Origin of the sequence: Streptomyces sp. NBC_00885 (genome assembly GCF_045207475.1) — a bacterium.
In the GTDB taxonomy this organism is placed as follows: domain Bacteria; phylum Actinomycetota; class Actinomycetes; order Streptomycetales; family Streptomycetaceae; genus Streptomyces.
On the sequence record NZ_CP108796.1, the window covers coordinates 8325370 to 8342678 of the forward strand.

At 68.7% G+C, this 17309-nt stretch carries 15 protein-coding genes; 9 read left to right on the top strand and 6 right to left on the bottom strand.

Translation table 11 applies throughout. From position 1 onward, the window contains the following. Positions 1-7 precede the first annotated feature (7 nt). The 4 genes from OHA61_RS37900 (at position 8) to OHA61_RS37915 (ending at position 5566) form a co-directional block, all read left to right on the top strand. The gene (locus OHA61_RS37900; RefSeq protein WP_406306928.1) at positions 8-1642 is read left to right on the top strand and encodes a LuxR C-terminal-related transcriptional regulator; all 1635 of its coding nucleotides are present in this window, start codon (positions 8-10) and stop codon (positions 1640-1642) included. Positions 1643-1768: 126 nt separating this feature from the next. After that, positions 1769-2890, top strand: coding sequence for a flavin-containing monooxygenase (locus OHA61_RS37905; RefSeq protein ID WP_406306929.1), 1122 nt, complete (start codon positions 1769-1771; stop codon positions 2888-2890). Positions 2891-2909: 19 nt separating this feature from the next. Continuing rightward, a complete protein-coding gene (locus OHA61_RS37910) occupies positions 2910-3302 on the top strand; it encodes a tetratricopeptide repeat protein (protein ID WP_406306930.1) in 393 nt (130 codons plus the stop codon). A gap of 185 nt (positions 3303-3487) precedes the next feature. After that, positions 3488-5566 carry a SpoIIE family protein phosphatase gene (locus tag OHA61_RS37915; RefSeq protein WP_406306931.1) on the top strand — a complete coding sequence of 693 codons (2079 nt, stop codon included), beginning with the start codon at positions 3488-3490 and terminating at the stop codon, positions 5564-5566. Between the two features lie 12 nt (positions 5567-5578). On the opposite strand, the gene OHA61_RS37920 is transcribed toward OHA61_RS37915, so the two are convergent. Continuing rightward, positions 5579-6199 (bottom strand): L-threonylcarbamoyladenylate synthase, encoded by a 621-nt coding sequence (locus OHA61_RS37920; protein WP_324988508.1) that lies wholly within the window; start codon positions 6197-6199, stop codon positions 5579-5581. Positions 6200-6333: 134 nt separating this feature from the next. Between OHA61_RS37920 and OHA61_RS37925 the strand changes: the two genes are divergently transcribed. From OHA61_RS37925 to OHA61_RS37940, 4 genes are all read left to right on the top strand, one after another. Then, positions 6334-6858 (top strand): GNAT family N-acetyltransferase, encoded by a 525-nt coding sequence (locus OHA61_RS37925; protein ID WP_406306932.1) that lies wholly within the window; start codon positions 6334-6336, stop codon positions 6856-6858. A 264-nt stretch (positions 6859-7122) separates the two neighbouring features. Beyond that, the gene (gene bla, locus OHA61_RS37930) at positions 7123-8043 is read left to right on the top strand and encodes a class A beta-lactamase (protein WP_406306933.1); all 921 of its coding nucleotides are present in this window, start codon (positions 7123-7125) and stop codon (positions 8041-8043) included. A gap of 61 nt (positions 8044-8104) precedes the next feature. Further along, positions 8105-8665 (top strand): HAD domain-containing protein, encoded by a 561-nt coding sequence (locus OHA61_RS37935; protein WP_406306934.1) that lies wholly within the window; start codon positions 8105-8107, stop codon positions 8663-8665. Between the two features lie 127 nt (positions 8666-8792). Next, entirely contained in the window at positions 8793-9770 is a 978-nt protein-coding gene (locus tag OHA61_RS37940; protein ID WP_406306935.1) for a glycosyltransferase family 2 protein, read from the top strand. Here OHA61_RS37940 and OHA61_RS37945 read toward each other — a convergent pair. Continuing rightward, on the bottom strand, positions 9745-11247 hold the full coding sequence (locus OHA61_RS37945; RefSeq protein ID WP_406306936.1) for a DUF6056 family protein: 1503 nt from the start codon (positions 11245-11247) through the stop codon (positions 9745-9747). The genes OHA61_RS37940 and OHA61_RS37945 overlap by 26 nt on opposite strands. Before the next feature lie 122 nt (positions 11248-11369). On the opposite strand from OHA61_RS37945, the gene OHA61_RS37950 reads away from it, so the two are divergent. Continuing rightward, a complete protein-coding gene (locus OHA61_RS37950; protein ID WP_406306937.1) occupies positions 11370-12209 on the top strand; it encodes an alpha/beta fold hydrolase in 840 nt (279 codons plus the stop codon). Positions 12210-12259: 50 nt separating this feature from the next. On the opposite strand, the gene OHA61_RS37955 is transcribed toward OHA61_RS37950, so the two are convergent. The 4 genes from OHA61_RS37955 to OHA61_RS37970 all read right to left on the bottom strand — a co-directional run bounded on the left by OHA61_RS37955 (position 12260) and on the right by OHA61_RS37970 (position 17306). Next, positions 12260-13276, bottom strand: coding sequence for an ABC transporter ATP-binding protein (locus tag OHA61_RS37955; protein WP_406306938.1), 1017 nt, complete (start codon positions 13274-13276; stop codon positions 12260-12262). Between the two features lie 44 nt (positions 13277-13320). After that, positions 13321-14424 carry an ABC transporter ATP-binding protein gene (locus OHA61_RS37960; protein WP_406306939.1) on the bottom strand — a complete coding sequence of 368 codons (1104 nt, stop codon included), beginning with the start codon at positions 14422-14424 and terminating at the stop codon, positions 13321-13323. Continuing rightward, positions 14421-15431 carry an ABC transporter permease gene (locus OHA61_RS37965; RefSeq protein ID WP_406306940.1) on the bottom strand — a complete coding sequence of 337 codons (1011 nt, stop codon included), beginning with the start codon at positions 15429-15431 and terminating at the stop codon, positions 14421-14423. The genes OHA61_RS37960 and OHA61_RS37965 overlap by 4 nt, the downstream gene beginning before the upstream one ends. A 111-nt stretch (positions 15432-15542) precedes the next feature. Beyond that, complete coding sequence (locus tag OHA61_RS37970; RefSeq protein ID WP_406306941.1) at positions 15543-17306, bottom strand: ABC transporter substrate-binding protein; 1764 nt, start codon at positions 17304-17306, stop codon at positions 15543-15545. Positions 17307-17309: the final 3 nt, after the last annotated feature.

Genomic DNA, 17309 nt, shown 5'->3' on the forward strand with positions numbered 1-17309 from the left:
AGGCGCCATGAATGTGGTCGCGGAACTCGAACAGGCTCGGGACTCTTTCGGTCGCCAGGCCTGGCGGGACGCCTACACGCGGTTCTCGCACACCGATCATGAGGAGCCGCTGGGGCCCGACGACCTTGTACGGCTCACCGTCGCCGCCTATCTGGTCGGATACGACGCCGAGAGCGCTGCGGCCCTGGAGCGGGCACATCACGAGTACCTGCGTCTGGACGAGGCGGCCCAAGCCGTGCGGTGCGCGTTCTGGCTGGCGGTTCCGCTTCTCCTGAAGGGCGAGGCGGCCCGTGGGGGAGGCTGGCTCGCCAGAGGGCAGCGGCTGATCGACGACCGGCAGCTGGACTGCGTGGAGCAGGGCTATCTGCGGTTCCCCGCTGGGCTTCGCCTTGTCGCCGAGGGCGATTTTGCCGCGGCGTACGCCACCTTCACCGAGGCCGTCGAGATCGGTGAGCGCTTCGGGGACCCGGACCTCGTGGCCATCGCGCGGCACGGCCAGGGCCGGGCGCTCATCAGCATGGGAAAGACCGCCGCCGGGCTGGCGCTGCTCGACGAGACGATGGTCGCGGTCTCGGGCGGCGAGTTGTCGCCGATCGCGACCGGGCTGATCTACTGCAGCGTCATCGAGGCCTGTCAGGAGATCTTCGACCTGCGCCGCGCGCAGGAGTGGACGGCGGCACTGTCCGACTGGTGTACCTCCCAGCCGGATCTCGTGCCCTACCGCGGTCAGTGCCTGGTCCATCGTTCCCAGGTCCTGCAGGTACGCGGGTCATGGCCGGACGCGATGCACGAGGCACAGAGGGCGTGCGAACGGCTCTCCGACCCGCCGGGCCAGCCGGCGCTCGGCATGGCCCTCTACCAGCAGGCCGAGCTGCACCGGCTGCGCGGTGCGTTCGCCAAGGCGGAGGACTCGTACCGCCGGGCCAGCCTGTGCGGCCACCGGGCGCAGCCCGGACTGGCACAGCTGCGGCTGGCCCAGGGCCGGGTCGACGCGGCCGTCGCAGCGATCCGCGGCGCTGCGGACGAGATGCCGGACCGGCTGGGCAGGGCGAAGGTGCTGGCCGCGTACGTGGAGATCATGCTGTCCGCCGGTGACATGGTCGCCTCCCGGGCCGCGGCGGACGAGCTGTCGCAGATCGCCGCCGACATCGGCGCCCCGCTGCTGCGTGCGATCGCCGCCCACACGCGCGGAGCCGTACTGCTCGCCGAGCGCGAGACCGCGGCGGCGCTCGATGCCCTGCGCGAGGCGTGCCGGGCATGGGGCGACCTGGAAGCGCCGTACGACGGGGCGCGCTCGCGCGCCCTGGTGGGACTGGCGCGCCAACAGCTCGGCGACGCCGACACGGCCCAGCTGGATCTGGACGCGGCCCGCCACGTGTTCCGTGAGCTGGGCGCGGCCCCCGACCTGGCCAGGCTCGCCAGTCTGACCAGTGGCCGCCCCGACACCGACGCCGGGCTCAGTCCTCGTGAGGCCGAGGTCCTGCGGCTCGTCGCCGCCGGCAAGACCAACCATGCGATAGCCGTCGAACTGGTTCTCAGCGACAAGACGGTGGCCAGGCATGTGAGCAACATCTTCACCAAGCTCGGGCTCTCCTCCAGGTCCGCGGCCACGGCGTACGCGTACGAGCACGGCCTGGTCTGACCGCGGCGCCCGGCTGCACAGAAATACCCATCGTGTTCGGGCTCCGCGTTTGGGCCGTTCTCCCGATGCCGGCCCGCCCCTCGCGTTCCTAATGTCGATCTCGAGGAACGCGGGAAGGTGAGGACGATGAATGACACGCACAAAGCCGACCGCATCGAGACGGTCATCATCGGCGCTGGTCAGGCAGGTCTCGCGGCCGGCTTCCACCTCGCCAGGCGCGGCCGGCCGTTCGTCATCCTGGATGCCAACGCCCGGGTCGGTGACAACTGGCGCTGCCACTGGGACTCGCTGCGCCTGTTCAGCCCGGCGCGCGTCGTCTCGCTGCCGGGGATGCGCTTCCCGGCGCCGCCGATGTCGTTTCCCGGCAAGGACGCCATGGCCGACTTCCTGGAGACGTACGCCGCGGCCTTCGCGCTGCCCGTCCGAGGCGGCCACCGGGTCACCCGGGTGTGCCGCGACGACGGGAAGTATGTCGTGACGACGGACCGGTCCTCCTTCGTGTGCGACAACGTCGTGGTCGCCTCCGGTACCTTTGGCCGCACCCCCTACGTCCCCGACTTCGCCGACAAACTCGACCCCGGCATCGTCCAGATGCACTCGAGTGCCTACAAGAACCCGGATCAGCTCCGGCCCGGCGGCGTGCTGGTGGTGGGAGCGTCACACTCCGGCGGGGACATCGCCTTCGAGGCGGGCTCGGCCGGACACGCGACCGTGCTCAGTGGCCCCATCCACGGCGAGGTGCCGGTCGACATCGAAGGCAGGGCGGCGCACGCGGTCTTCCCGGTCCTGTGGTTCCTGGCCCAGCATCTGCTGACTCTCCGTACGCCCATCGGCCGCAAGATGCGTCCCGAGGTCAGAGCCCACGGCGGGCCGCTGATCCGGATCAAGCGGGCCGATCTCGCCCGTGCCGGTGTCGAGATGGTCCCGGCGCGCACCGTCGGCGTGAGCGACGGTCTTCCGGTCCTGGACGGCGGGCGTGTGCTGGACGTCGCGAACGTCGTGTGGTGCACCGGCTTCCGGCAGGACTTCTCGTGGATCGACCTCCCGGTCACGGGTGACGACGGCTGGCCGGTCGAGGAGCGTGGTGTGGTGCCCTCCTCGCCGGGGCTGTACTTCGTCGGCCTGGCCTTCCAGTACGCCTTCGCATCCATGCTCATCGGGGGTGCGGGCAGGGACGCGGAGCATGTCGTGAAGCACCTCACGGGAGGTGCCGTACGCGGCCGGCCCAGGGCGAAGGCCCTCGCCTAGCCTCCCGCGGGCGGACGTCGTGGACGCGAGGACAGCCGGGCGGCGCCGCGTGCAGGACCACCTGGCGAGCGCACAGCTGCACCGGGCAGACGGACGGTACGACGAGGCGGAGCGCGAACTGCGCGAGGCGCTCCGGGTCGCCCGAAGCACGGCGGGCCCGGCCTCGGCCGAGGTGGCCGAGGCGGCGTCGGCCCTGGGAATCCTGCTCGAATCAGTGGGCAGGCCCGCCGAGGCCGAAGGAACCCTGCGCCTCGCGGTGGACATCTGTGAACGGATCCACGGCCCCGACGACCCTCGCCTCACCGGGCCGCTGAACGCCCTGGGCGCCGTCCGTCAACGACGCGGCGACCTGACCGAGGCAGAACGGCTCTACCTGCGGGTCATCGGCATCATGACCGGCACGGCGACCTGACCCGCGCACACCAGCTCAGCGCCACGGAAGCCGAGGCGGCCCGGCGCCCGGTCCGCTCAGCCGATGCGTCGCCCGTACACAGTCGCCCTGATGCCTGCACAATGTAGGACAAAGGCGCCTGAGCCTCGTCCGGCCTTCCCTGCGCGGTCGAGGGGGTGCGTGCCGCGGGTGGAAGGCGATGGTCGGTGGCGTCCGTTCGGTCGGAGGGCGAAAAGGCTCCTGGTCCGCTCTGGTCCGAGCCCGGGACGCTGCTGCAGCACGTCCCCGTTGCCGTCTTCGCCATCGATGAGGACGACCGCGTCTGCTACTGGGGGCCCGGCGCGCAGGACCTCTTCGGGCACGACGCCGCGGCGGTGCTGTCCCAGCCTGCCGGTGTTCTCTTCGCGGATCCGCCCCGAGGTGCCCCCGACGCTTCGGCACGGCTGGCGGAACGGGGCCGCCGGCTGGGGTACTGGCGCGGCCGGCTGCCGGCACGGCACCGGGACGGCGCGGATTTCGACTGCGGATTCAGAGTGTTTCCCGTGACCGGCGCCGGGGGCCGTTCGGTGGTCATGGCCCTGGCGAGCCGCAGTGACGAGCTCGATCGGGTGAAGACGAACCTGGCCTTCCTCGACGCCCTCTTCGAGACCTGCCCCATCGGCCTTGTCATGCTCGACGAGGAGTTGCGCTACGTCCACCTCAACCAGGCGCTCGCGGACATGGACGGCCTCCCCATTGAGGAGCACCTCGGACGGCCGATGGAAGAAATCATGATCACGTCCGACGGCGGTGAGTACCAGCGGATGCTGCGTGCTGTCGCCGCTGGCGGACGGCACGTCGTGGGCGCTCTCGTGGGTGTACGCACGCCGGGGCACCCGGATCGCGATCAGGTGCGGTCGGTGAGCCTCTTCCCGCTCAGCGGCGCGGTCGGCTCCCACCCCGGAGTGGGCGGACTGCTGGTGGACGTGACCGACCGGGAGCAGGCCATCATGGAGGCAACCGCAGGCCGTCAGCGGCTGGCCCTGCTGGACCGTGCCGCGGCCTCCATCGGCACCACCCTGGACGTGGATGTCACCGCCCGGGAACTGGTCGCGGCCGCCGTGCCCGACTTCTCGGACGCCTCCGTCGTCGAAGTCGTGGAGTGGATGGACGAACCCGAGGTGTTCAACCCGCAACTTCCGCTGGTCACCCGCCGGATCGCCTCCGGCACCGTCCTGCCCCCTCCCGCCACCGAACTCGTGAGTGGGCTGGAGACCGTCACCTACCCGCCCGGCTCGGCTATCCATCGGATGCTTCAGACGGGCCGCCCCCTCTCGGTCCTGGTGAACGACGAGTTCATGACCCGGACCGTCATTCACCAGGCTCGCGCCCAGCTGCTGAGAGACAGCGGTCTCGTCGGCATGATCATCGCCCCGCTCATCGCCCGGGGCACGGTCCAGGGCATCACCATTTTCGGACGCTCCGCCGCGCGTCCCGCCTTCACCGACGAAGACCTCAGCCTGGCCGGTGAGCTCGCCTCCCGCGCCGCACTCTGCCTCGACAACGCGCGCCTCTACAGCCGAGTACAGGACATCGCCCTCACCCTCCAGCGCGCGCTGCTTCCGAGTGCACCGGCGACCAGCCCTTACGTGGAGGTCGCCCACCGCTATCTGCCCGGCAGCCACATCACCGAGGTCGGCGGCGACTGGTACGACGTGATCAACCTGTCCGGCGACCGGGTCGCCCTGGTCGTCGGCGACGTGATGGGACACGGAGTGCCGGCAGCCGCGGCCATGGGCAGGCTGCGCCTCACCGCCAAGGCGCTGGCCAGGCACAATCAGGAACCGGACGACCTGCTCGCCGAACTCGACGCCTGCGCCCAGGAGGCAGGAATCGAGCTGGCGACCTGCCTCTACATCGTGTACGATCCCACGACCGGCCGCGCCCGCATCGCCAGCGCCGGGCACCCCCCGCCTCTCGTGCGCCACCCGGACGGCACGGTCGAGACCATCAGCGAGGTCCTGGGAATTCCCCTCGGGGTGGGCGGGCACCGCTTCAGAACGATCGAGATCACTCTGCCTGAGGGCGCCGTTCTCGCCCTCTACACCGACGGCCTCATCGAAGCGCGCGGCAAGGACATCGAAGTGGGCCTGGCGGCGGTTCGCGCCGAACTGCGAGGAGCTTCGGGCGAGTTGGAGGAGACGGCGGACCGCATGCTCGCGAGCCTGCTGCCCGACCCGCCGGACGACGACACGGTGCTCGTCCTCGCCCGCGTCCGCCGCACTCCACGGAACCAGCGCGGGTGACCATCGACGCGGCTACTCGAAGCGCGCGGTGTCACCTGCCCCTCGGCGTACGATCTCGAGTTCGCCGCCGGAGAAGTCGATGACGGTCGTCGGCTCGGTGCCGCAGTCGCCCGAGTCGACCACGGCGTCCACCACGTGGTCGAGTCGCTCCTTGATCTCCCAGCCCTGTGTCATCGGCTCGTCCTCGTCGGGCATGAGCAGGGTGCTGGAGAGCAGCGGTTCTCCGAGCTCGGCGAGCAGGGCCTGGGCCACGGCGTGGTCAGGAATCCGCACTCCGACCGTCTTCTTCTTCGGGTGCAGCAACTGGCGCGGCACCTCTTTCGTCGCGGGCAGGATGAAGGTGTAACTGCCGGGTGTCGCCGCCTTGATCGCGCGGAACACGTCGTTGTCGATGTGCACGAACTGGCCGAGCTGCGCGAAGTTCTGGCACACGAGGGTGAAGTGGTGACGATCGTCGAGGTTCCGGATCGACCGGATCCGGCTGAGGCCGTCACGACTGCCCAGCTGGCACCCCAGCGCGTAGCAGGAGTCCGTCGGATACGCGACGAGCGCGCCGGACCGGATGCTGTCAGCCACGCTGCTGATGGTGCGCCGCTGAGGATTGTCGGGGTGTACGTCGAAATACTTCGCCATTCACCGAGTCTAGAGGCCCGGTCGCTGCGCCCGCTCCGGCCCCGGTCGCCGCCCCGGCTCCGGCTCCGGTCAGCCCGGCCCCGGCTGCTCCGGCCGCGCCCGCCGCCGGGGCGAGCGACGCGTAACATCGCGGCATGCCTGAACTCCAACGCCTCCGCTTCGACCATGCCCCGGCGCTGCTCCGGTTCGAGCAGGAGAACCGTGCCTACTTCGCCGCGTCGGTTCCCGACCGTGGGGACCACTACTTCGCCCACTTCGATGCGCGGCACCGTGAGCTGATGGCCGAGCAAGCGGCCGGGCTGCACTTCTTCCATGTACTGGTGGGCAGCAGCAGTGAGGTCCTGGGGCGGGTCAACCTGGTTGATGTGGAGGGTGGTTCGGCCGAGCTCGGATACCGGATCGCCGAGCAGGCCGCTGGGCGGGGACTGGCTACTGCCGCCGTTCGTGAGGTCTGCGCCCTGGCTGTCGCAGAGTACGAACTGACCACGCTGCGGGCCGTCACGACACTCGACAACCCCGGCTCGCGAGCCGTGCTGGCTCGTACGGGATTCGTGACTACCGGCGAGATCGAGCTTGACGGTCGCCAAGGCCTCAAGTTCGTACGGGACCTGCAGGACGCTCGCGTCGAAGCCGAGCCGGCGCCGGGGGTGATCGGATGACGAGCGCGCCCAGCGCGAGGAATTACCCGCCGTCCGTCAGTACCGGATGGCGGTAGCGGCGCTCGGCCCACCGGCGTGACAGGCGGAGCATGTCCTTGCCGTTTCAGCAAGGAAGAGCTGGTGTGAGGTGATGGGTCTCGGCCAGCGGGGGCGTAATGACGTCACATGGCATCTATGGGGGAACCGAAGGAACCGTCGAGCTGTCTGGATCTACGAACTGTCTGGATCTACGCACGCTGGTCGTCGTCAGAGGAGAGAGTGATCTTGGAGAGCTTCACAACGCGCCCGAGCCGCCGCGCACTTCTGACCCTGGGTGCCGCGACGGCACTGGCCGTTGCTGTGTCCACGGACGCTCAGGCCTCGGCGGTGCCGCCGGGCGCGGGGGACGACATTTCCCGGGCCCTGGGCAACCTTGAACGGGAGCACTCCGCTCGGCTGGGTGTGTTCGCGCGCAACACGGTCACCGGCAGGAGCGTGCTGCACCGCGCGGACGAGCTCTTTCCGATCTGCTCGGTGTTCAAGACGATCGCCGCCGCTGCCGTCCTCAGAGACCTCGACCGGCACGGCGAATTCCTTGCCAAGCGCATCCGGTACACCGAGAAGGATGTCGCCGACTCCGGCTACGCCCCCATCACGGGCACGCCTGAGCACCTGGCAAACGGCATGACCGTCGGCGAGCTGTGCGCCGCCGCCGTCGAATACAGCGACAACACCGCGGCGAACCTCCTGCTCCACGAGCTCGGTGGCCCGACGGCCGTCACCTGCTTCTGCCGCTCGATCGGGGACCGGACGACCCGGCTCGACCGGTGGGAGCCCAAGCTGAACTCGGCCGAACCGTGGCGCGTGACAGACACCACGAGTCCGGGCGCCATCGGGCGGACCTACGCCCAGCTGGTACTCGGCGACGCCCTCACACCCCGGGACCGGCAGCAGCTGACCGCCTGGCTGCTCGCCAACACCACCAGCGGTTCTCGCTTCCGCGCAGGCCTCCCCAAGGACTGGACCCTGGCGGACAAGACGGGCACCGGCGAATACGGGACCACCAACGACGTCGGCATCGCCTGGACGCCCGACGGGACACCCATCGTGCTGGCCGTCCTCTCCACCAAACACGACGCCCGCTCCCGGGCGGACGAACCGCTCGTCGCCAAGACGGCGGAATTGCTGGCGGCAGCACTCGCATGACGGGCGCCGGGGCCGCCCTGCGCCACGCCGGAGGCACCGGGGCCCGGGATATCGTGCGGTCGTGACCGGTTCTGCCGAGAGCCCATTGCTCTTCCTCGATGTGGACGGACCACTTATCCCATTCGGCGCGGCGCCGGAGCGGTATCCGGACGGGTATCCGACCTATCACTCGGGTTCCGACCCGCTGGGCCCCGACTCCCGTCCACTTGTGGCCAGGATCAATCCCGAGCACGGGCCCCGATTGGCGGCGCTGCCGTGCGAACTGGTCTGGGCCACAACATGGATGGGCGACGCGAACGAGTGCATCGCCCCGCGGATCGGCCTGCCGCAGTTGCCGGTGGTGATCTGGCCGGAGCCGTCCGAGGCTGATGAGCGGGACGAGAGGATAGGGCTGCACTGGAAAACCCGCGCCCTCGTCGAATGGGCAGCAGGGCGCTCGTTCGCCTGGGTCGACGACGAGATCACTGACACCGATCGGGTCTGGGTGTCCGCACACCATCGAGGACGAGCCCTGCTTCATTGTGTCGATCATCGCCAGGGCCTCACCGACGCGGACTTCGTCGCTCTCGACGAATGGCTGCGAGGGACTCACGGGACGCCAACGCCGCGTGGCGTGACGTAAAGCCGCCCGAGAGGCAGGCTCGCAGTGAGTGCGGGGAGGCAACCTCTGCGGCCCGCCGACCATCCTCCATACGCGACGAGTTGCACCCGTTACGCAGCCCGCCACGCACCTCAGCGCATGGAGAGAGATGACAACGGTCCATACATCGGTCGTCGTACCCTGCTTCAACGAGAGCGAGGTGATCGGCGCCTTTCACGCGGAACTTGTCGCCGCTCTCGAGCCCACCGGGACGGTCTTCGAGATCTGCTACGTCGACGACGGCAGCAGCGACCGGACCCGTATTCAGCTCCAGGATCTTGCGGCCGTCGACCCCCGCGTGCGCTACACCTCCTTCAGCCGTAACTTCGGCAAGGAGCCGGCGATGCTCGCCGGGCTGAGGATGTCCCGCGGCGAAGCGGTCGTCCTCATGGACGCCGATCTGCAGCATCCTCCAGAGCTCGTGCCACGCATGCTGGAGCTGCACCGGCACGGCTTCGACCAGGTCGTCGCCCAGCGCGACCGGGCCGGAGAAGGCCCCGTCCGCAGGACGCTCAGCCGGGCGTACTACGGTCTCGTGCGCCGGTTCATGGAGGTCGAAATCGTCGACGGGGCAGGCGACTTCCGGCTCCTGTCGCGTCGTGCCGTCGACGCCGTCCTCTCCCTCCCGGAGAGCAACCGCTTCTCCAAGGGGCTCTTCTCCTGGATCGGCTTCGACACCGTCAGCTTCACCTACCAGAATGTGCAGCGGGCGGCCGGGGAGTCGAAGTGGGGCGGCCGGCATCTGCTCAACTACGGCATCGACGGGCTGCTCTCCTTCAACAGCCGCCCCTTGCGCATGGCGATCCACACCGGACTCTGGCTGTTCCTTTCCGCCGTCTGCTACGCACTGTGGATCATCGCGAACGTCCTGCTCGACGGTGTGGACACCCCCGGTTACGCGACGCTGATCACCGCCATCGTCGCCCTCAGCGGCATCCAGCTCGCCACGCTCGGTGTCATCGGCGAGTACGTGGGCCGCATCTACCACGAGGCGAAGAGGCGGCCCCACTACGTGGTCCGGGAGACCAACACCTCCCACGCGGCCGCCTCTGCCCGCGAGCTCACGGACGCTGTCTCGCGTCAGTGACCTTGTCCAGGTGGTAGTAGTCGGCGACGCATTGCGCCGGCCAGATCCTGCGGCCCTGGTTGCTGAAGGGCTCCAGCATCTGGGCGACCGAAACCGGCGTGTACGGCGCGACCTTGACGCCGTGTGCCGCCTGCTCGCGCAGATACCGGTCCTGGCGGTCCCATTTCTCGGCCCGTACCTGCATCGCGTCCCCGAGCCCGTGCAGCGGGCCGACCAGTCCCAGTACCGCCGTGGCGCACACTGCCGCGGCCCCGAAGGCCGCCACCCCCGTACGGCGCACATGCTGCCGAAGTGAGCGCCCGATGAAGGCACCGGCGCCGGCCAGCAGCATCACGTAGAGCAGGAGGTAGTCGTTCCACGTGCGTTCCGTCGTCACGACGTCTGATCCGAAGACGGGGTACGTGATGACAGTGCACAGGTAGCCGGAGACCAGGAAGGCCGCTGCACCGAGGCTGGTGAGCAGCAGCGGACGGCAGGGGAGCAGGGCGGCGGGCCGCCGGGCACGGCCGCGTGCCAGCAGGCCGAGGAGTACGCCGGCGGCGACTGCTCCGGCGTACTGCCAGGTGGTCAGGATCGTCTCGAGGATCTGCCCGTACCCGCGCAGGGAGCCCAGCAGCGATTCGGGGGCGAGCATGGACGCGCGGTCGGCGCCGTAGTGCTCGCGGCGGTTGCGTGACCCGGGAGACGTCATCAGCACGACGGTGCCGACGACGACACCGGCCATCCCGAGGAGCGACCAGCGCCGTGCGAACGCCCTGACCCGCACTGCGAAGACGCGGTGCGCGAACAGCACCACGCAGGACAGCACCACCAGCGCGACGACCGACGCCTCCTCGGAGAGCGTGCCCATGAAGATGCCTGCCGTGAACACGACGGCCAGGGCGGCCATACGGCTGCGGCGGCCGCCTGCCCGCAGCAGCGGGATGACGACAGCACACGCGAGCACCGGTGCGACGGTGTGCGAGACGGAGGCGGCGGGCCAGTAGAAGGTCTTGTACGTATTGGGGGTCGCGAAGAGGAACACCGCGGTGATCATGGAGGCCACGAGCAGCGGGAGACCGCGCGGCACCTCCAGATCTGCCCTGCGCAGGAGTTGAACGGCCAGCGCCCACAGCAGCGCAAGCATGAGCACGCCGCTGATCAGCCCGAACCACTGGTGCCCGGCGACCGGGAACCGGGCGTAGAGACCGACCAGCAGACCGTTGCCGACCCGTCCGTTGTCGGTGAAGTAGAACTTTCCGATCAGCCCGGATATGCCGTGGTCGCGCACGCTCGGCAGGAAGCACCACTCGTCCGCACTCGGGCGCACGTACCGGCCGATCCACGACGCCATGACGAGCAGACCGAGCGGCAGCAGCGACAGAGCCAGGGGCCAGGCGGTCCGCCATGACGCCGAGGTGCCTCGGCCGCCGGTGCCTCGCTCGTCGCGTGACTCGTGATCCTGCTCTTGTGTGACGCTCGATGCGTCGACGGCCATATCAACGGTGCCTTTCGGGAAACGACTGGTGCGAATCCCTAGAGGCGATTCCGGGATATGCCGTTCCACAGCCAGGGGTAACCCAGTTGCTCTGTCCGAAGGCTGCTGACAGGGTTTTGGCCATGCCTACCTTCTGCGCCCCTGACGGAACCGAGCTTGCCTACCACGTGTCCGGAGACGGCGCTCCTGTGGTCTGCCTGCCCGGAGGGCCGATGCAGGCCTCCGTCTACCTCGGCGACCTCGGCGGCCTTTCCGCGCACCGGCAGTTGATCATGCTGGATCTCCGGGGCACCGGCCGGTCCGCGACACCGGAGGACACCGCCTCCTACCGCTGCGACCACCAGGTCGATGACGTGGACGCCCTGCGCAAGCACCTCGGCCTGGAGAAGATGGACCTGCTCGGGCATTCCGGCGGCGCGAATCTGGCCGCGCTGTATGTGGAACGCCACCCGGAACGCGTCAGCAAGCTCGCGTTGATCACGCCGGGTCCCATGGCCGTCGGGGTCGCGGTCTCAGGAGACGTCCGGCGCGAGACTGCGCAGCTCCACAACGACGAGCCGTGGTTCCCCGCGGCGTTCGCGGCCTTGGAGGCGATCGTTGCCGGCAAGGCGACGGACGCCTCCTGGCAGGCCATCGCACCCTTTGCCTACGGCCGCTGGGACGAGGAGGCTCAAGCCCATCAGGCCGCTGAGGCCGGGCAGAAGAACATGGAGGCGGCAGCCGCCTTCGGCGCCGAAGGCGCATACGACCCGGAAGCCACCCGTGCTGCGCTCGCACGGTTCGAGGCGCCGGTGCTGCTGCTCGCCGGAGAGGGCGATCTGAACTCTCCGCCTCCTGCGATGGCCGAGTTCGCCGGGCTGTTCCCGAACGCCGAGCTCGTCGTTCAGCCCGGAGCCGGTCACTTCCCGTGGCTCCACGATCCCGACCGGTTCGTGGCGACCACCGCGGCGTTCCTGGGATAGGTGACCGCCGCGCCGCGTCGAACGCCGGGTCGCGGCTTACCGGACACTACCTAGTCGGACTCGCCAGAGATGTTCTCCGGGAAGTGGCAGGCCACCAGGTGTCCCGACTTGAGCTCTCGCAGCGGCGGTTCCTGCATCCGGCAGATGTCCTGCGCCTTCCAGCAGCGGGTGTGGAAACGGCACGCGGGCGGTGGGTTCACGGGCGAGGGCACGTCGCCGGTGAGGAGGATCCGTTCGCGTTTGGTGCGGCGCTCGGGGTTCGGGACGGGGACCGCGGACATCAGTGCCACGGTGTAGGGGTGCATGGGCCCGCTGTACAGCGACTCCCTGCCGCCGATCTCCACAACCTTTCCCAGGTACATCACCGCCACCCGGGTGGAGACGTGCCGGATGACCGACAGGTCGTGCGCGATGATCACGTAGGTGAGGCCCAGTTCCTCCTGGAGATCATCCAGCAGGTTGACCACCTGGGCCTGGATGGAGACGTCCAGCGCCGACACCGGCTCGTCGGCCACGATCATCTTCGGCCGCAGTGCCAGCGCCCTGGCCACGCCGATGCGTTGCCGCTGGCCGCCGGAGAACTCGTGCGGGTAGCGGTTGTAGTGCTCGGGGCTGAGCCCGCACAGTTCCAGCAGGTCCTGGACGGCGCTTTTCACTCCGTGCTCCGTCTCCACCTTCTGCAGCCGGAAGGGGGCGCCGACGATCGTGCCGACGGTGTGCCGGGGGTTGAGGGAGGAGTACGGGTCCTGGAAGATCATCTGGATGTCTTTGCGCAGGGGCCGCATCGCGCCCGGCGACAGGTGCGTGATGTCGTGGCCCTCGAACTCGATCTTCCCTGCGGTGGGCTCGAGGAGGCGGATGATCAGCCGCCCGGTCGTGGTCTTGCCGCAGCCCGACTCGCCGACCACGCCCAGCGTCTCCCCGGGCAGCACGCTGAAGTCGATGCCGTCCACCGCCCGAACCGCGCCGACCTGACGGCGCAGCAGGCCCTGGGTGATGGGGAAGTGCTTCACCAGTCCCTGGACGTTCAGCAGGGGCTCATCATCGGTCGTCTGCGTGGGTCCCATGAGTCCTCCACCTCCTTCGTCCGGCGTCAGGGCCCTCGTCGGCCTCACAGCCGGGGCGCCACTTCCTTGGCGAAGATCCGGCGCCGTTCCTCCGGCAGCAGATGGCAGGCCACGAGATGGCCGGTGCCCGAGGCGTCGGTGAGTTCGGGGACCTCCGTGCGGGACTTGTCGCCGTTGCGGTCGGCAAAGGGGCAGCGCGGGTTGAACGCGCATCCGCGCGGCAGTCTGATCAGGCTCGGCGGGTTCCCGGCGATCGGGATCAGCCGCGCCTGCATCTCGCGGTCCATGCGCGGCATGGAGCCCAGCAGGCCCCAGGTGTACGGATGCTCGGGCGCCGTGAACAGCTGCTTGGCCTCGCCCTTCTCCACGCACTTGCCGGCGTACATCACCAGGATGTCGTCGGCCAACTCGGCCACCACCCCCAGGTCGTGGGTGATGATGATCACCGCGGAGCCGAACTCCTGCTGCAGCTCGCGGATGAGGTCCAGGATCTGCGCCTGGACGGTGACGTCGAGCGCGGTCGTCGGCTCGTCCGCGATCAGCAGCGAGGGGTCGTTGACCAGAGCCATTGCGATCATGGCGCGTTGGCGCATACCGCCGGAGAACTGGTGCGGATAGTCGTCGACGCGGGTGGCGGGCTGAGGGATGCCCACCCGTTCGAGCATCTCCACCGCCTGCAGGCGGGCCTCCTTGCGGCTCGCTTTGGGGTGGTGCACCCGGTAGGCCTCGGTGATCTGGGCGCCGATTGTGTAGAAGGGGTGCATCGCGGTCAGCGGGTCCTGGAAGATCATCGCCATCTTGCGGCCCCGCAGATGCTGCACGCGCTCGGGAGGGGCGGAGATGAGTTCCTCGTCGTCCAGCCAGATCTCGCCGGAGATCTTGGCCTTGAGCGTGCGGTGCAGGCCCATGATGCCCAGCGAGGTCACCGACTTGCCGGAGCCGGACTCGCCGACGATCCCCAGCGTCCGGCCGCGCTCGAGCTCGAAGGATATGCCGTCCACGGCCCTGACCAGGCCGTCGTCGGTGTCGAAGTGGATGCGCAGGTCGCGTATTTGGAGAAAGCCGGTACCGGGCGGGGCGCCGCGGCCCGCCTCCACACCGCCGATGGGCGCCTCCATCGGCGTGTGTTCGCGAGGTTCGCGGCTCATGAGTACCTCACCCGGGGGTCGACGGCGACGTAGAGCACATCCACCACGAGGTTGGCCACGACGATGAAGAAGGCGGCCAGAGTGGTCACGGCCATGATCTTCGGAAGGTCGTTGTCGGTGATCGCCTGCACCGCGTACTGCCCGACGCCGGGCAGCGAGAAGGCGGTCTCAGTCAGTACGGCGCCACCCAGCAGCAGACCGATGTCCAGACCGAAGATCGTGATGATCGGGGTGAGCGCGGAGCGCAGCCCGTGCTTGACGACCACCGTCCGTTCGCTCAGTCCCTTGGCGCGTGCGGTGCGGATGTAGTCCTCGCTCATCGTCTCGAGCATGCCTGCCCGGGTGAGCCGGGCGTACAGCGCCGAGTACAAGAAGGCGAGGGTGACCCAGGGCAGCACCAGATTCTTCGCCCACATCAGCGGGTCCGAGGTGAAGGGCACGTACTGCAGGTTCGGGAAGATCGGCCACTTGTAGCTGAACAGTGCGAGCGAAACCAGGGCGGTGAAGAAGATCGGCAGCGATACGCCTGCGAGAGCGATGCCCATGGAGAGCCGGTCGAAGATCGAGCCGCGCTTGAGCGCCGACAGCACGCCGATCGACACACCGCTGACCAGCCAGATGATCGCCGCACCCACGGCCAGCGACAGCGTCACGGGGATGCGTTCGGTGATCTGCGGCCAGACTGGCAGGTGGCTCTTGAACGAGTAGCCGAAGCAGGGCACCTGGCAGTAGGACGCGTCAGGCCCGTAGTGGAACGTGCGGCCGGCGAAGATCCCGTGCACGAACTGCCAGTACTGCGTGTACAGCGGCTGGTCGAAGCCCAGGTTCTTCTGGACGGCGGCCAGCGCCTCGGGACTGGGGTCGCGGCCGACGTACTGAGCCGCCAGCTGGGTGCTGGTCTCGCCGGCCAGCCGGGGCACCAGGAAGAAGATCGCGAAGGTGATGGCCGTCACGACGAACAGCAGGATCACCGCCGCCGCTATGCGCCGGATGATGTACGCACCCACTATCGGGCGGCGGGGCCCCAGCCGGCCGGACCTCGGCCCGGTCGGCGGGCGCCTCGCCCTTCACCTCCTCAGCTCCTGAAGTTCCGGTACGGTCCGCGCGTCCGCCACGGGCTACTTCACGCCGACGTTCAGGTAGTCGTACATGCCGTAGGCCTCGGTGACGAACACGTTGGTCGCGTGGTCCGGGCGGTACAGCGGATCCTTGCGGTACAGCAGGGGCACCAGAGGTGCCTGCTCCATCGCGGCCTTGTCGATGTCGCCCCACGCCTTGGTGCGGGCCGCGCTGTCGGTGTTGCCGATGGCGTCGTCGAGCATCTTGTTGATGGCGGGATTGTTCAGCTCCGACAGGTTGCTGTTGCCGGAAGCCTTGATGGCTCCGCCGTCGACGATCTGCTGGAGGAAGCCGTAGCCGGTCGGCCAGTCGGCGGCCCACGCCATCATCATCAGCCCGAGACCGTGCGAGTGGACGAAGGCCGGAGCGCCGGCGTTGTCGGTGAAGTACTTGCCCGACGGGTACTGCTGGATGCCGACGTTGATCCCGACCTTCTTCAGCGAGGCCTGGACGGCCTGGGCGATCGCGATCTCGTTGGGCCGGTCGGCCCGGGCGGAGATGTTGGTGGAGAAGCCGCCAGGGTGGCCGCACTGGCTGAGCTCATTCTTGGCCGCGGCGAGGCCCTCCGGCGAGTTCGCTCCCTTGTAGCCAGGGGTCTTGTACAGGTCGTACGTGACATGGCCGGAGACCGTGGGCGGCAGGATCGTCGTGGCGATGTCACCGTGGACGTCGCCGCCGGTCGCGGTCTGCGCGGAGACCTTGTCGACCGCGTACTCCACCGCCTTGCGGCAGTGCACATTGTCGAACGGCTTCACGGCCGTGGAGATCGCCACGTAGGCGAGCGCGCCGCTCTGCGCGTCGTCGATGTGTCCCTTCTGGGTCGGGTTGCTCAGGGCGGCGGCCTGGCTCTGAGCCGCGATGCCTGCGCCTGCGAGGTCCATCGTCGCGTTACCGGCGATCAGGTTCTGGTCGACCGTGGTCTGGGCGATGTTGAACTGGACGGTGATCTTGTCCGGGAGCTGCTTGCGGATCGGGTCGGAGGACGCACTCCAGTGCGGGTTCCTCACCAGCGTTGCGCCTTTGCCGTCCTGGTAGCTCTGGAACATGTACGAGCCGGACGAGATCACGTTCTTCACGTAGTCCGCGCCGGTGTCCTTGGCCTGGGGGACAGGCGCCGTCTGCGGATTGCTGACCAGGAAGTCGAAGTCCGCGAACGGCTGACTGAGGTGGAAGACGATGGTGGTGTCGTCAGGCGTCTCGATGGACTTCAGGTTGCCGGTCTTGTCTTTGTACGGCCCCTGGTACTCGGGGGTGTTGTTCACCAGATAGGCGTTGAAGTACGTGGGCCCGTTGGACATCACCTCGGGCGCGTAGTTGCTGCGCTCGATCCCGTACTTGACGTCCTTGGTCGTGATCGGTGTGCCGTCGGAGAACTTCAGGCCCGGACGGATGTGGTACGTCCAGGTCTTGCCGTTGTCGCTGGGCTTGCCGAGCTCCGCCGCGAGGTCCGGCACGAGCTTGAGACCAGCCGTTCCGGGTTGCGGCTGGAAGGTGGTCAGCGCCCGGGCATAGACCCGGGAGAAGTCCCACATGAAGGCGTAGTAGGTGTTACCGGGGTCCATCGAGTCGGGTGTGCTCGAGAGCTGGTACACCACTGTCCCGCCTTTGTGGTCGGAGGGATTGACCACGCCGGTGATGCCGGCGTTGTAGGCGGGGGCCTTCCCCGCCGATCCGCCACCGCCGTTGCCTCCGCCGCACCCTGACACGACCAGCGCCGCGACTGCGGCTCCCGCAAGAACGACTGTGGACTTTGATGTCCTCATGAC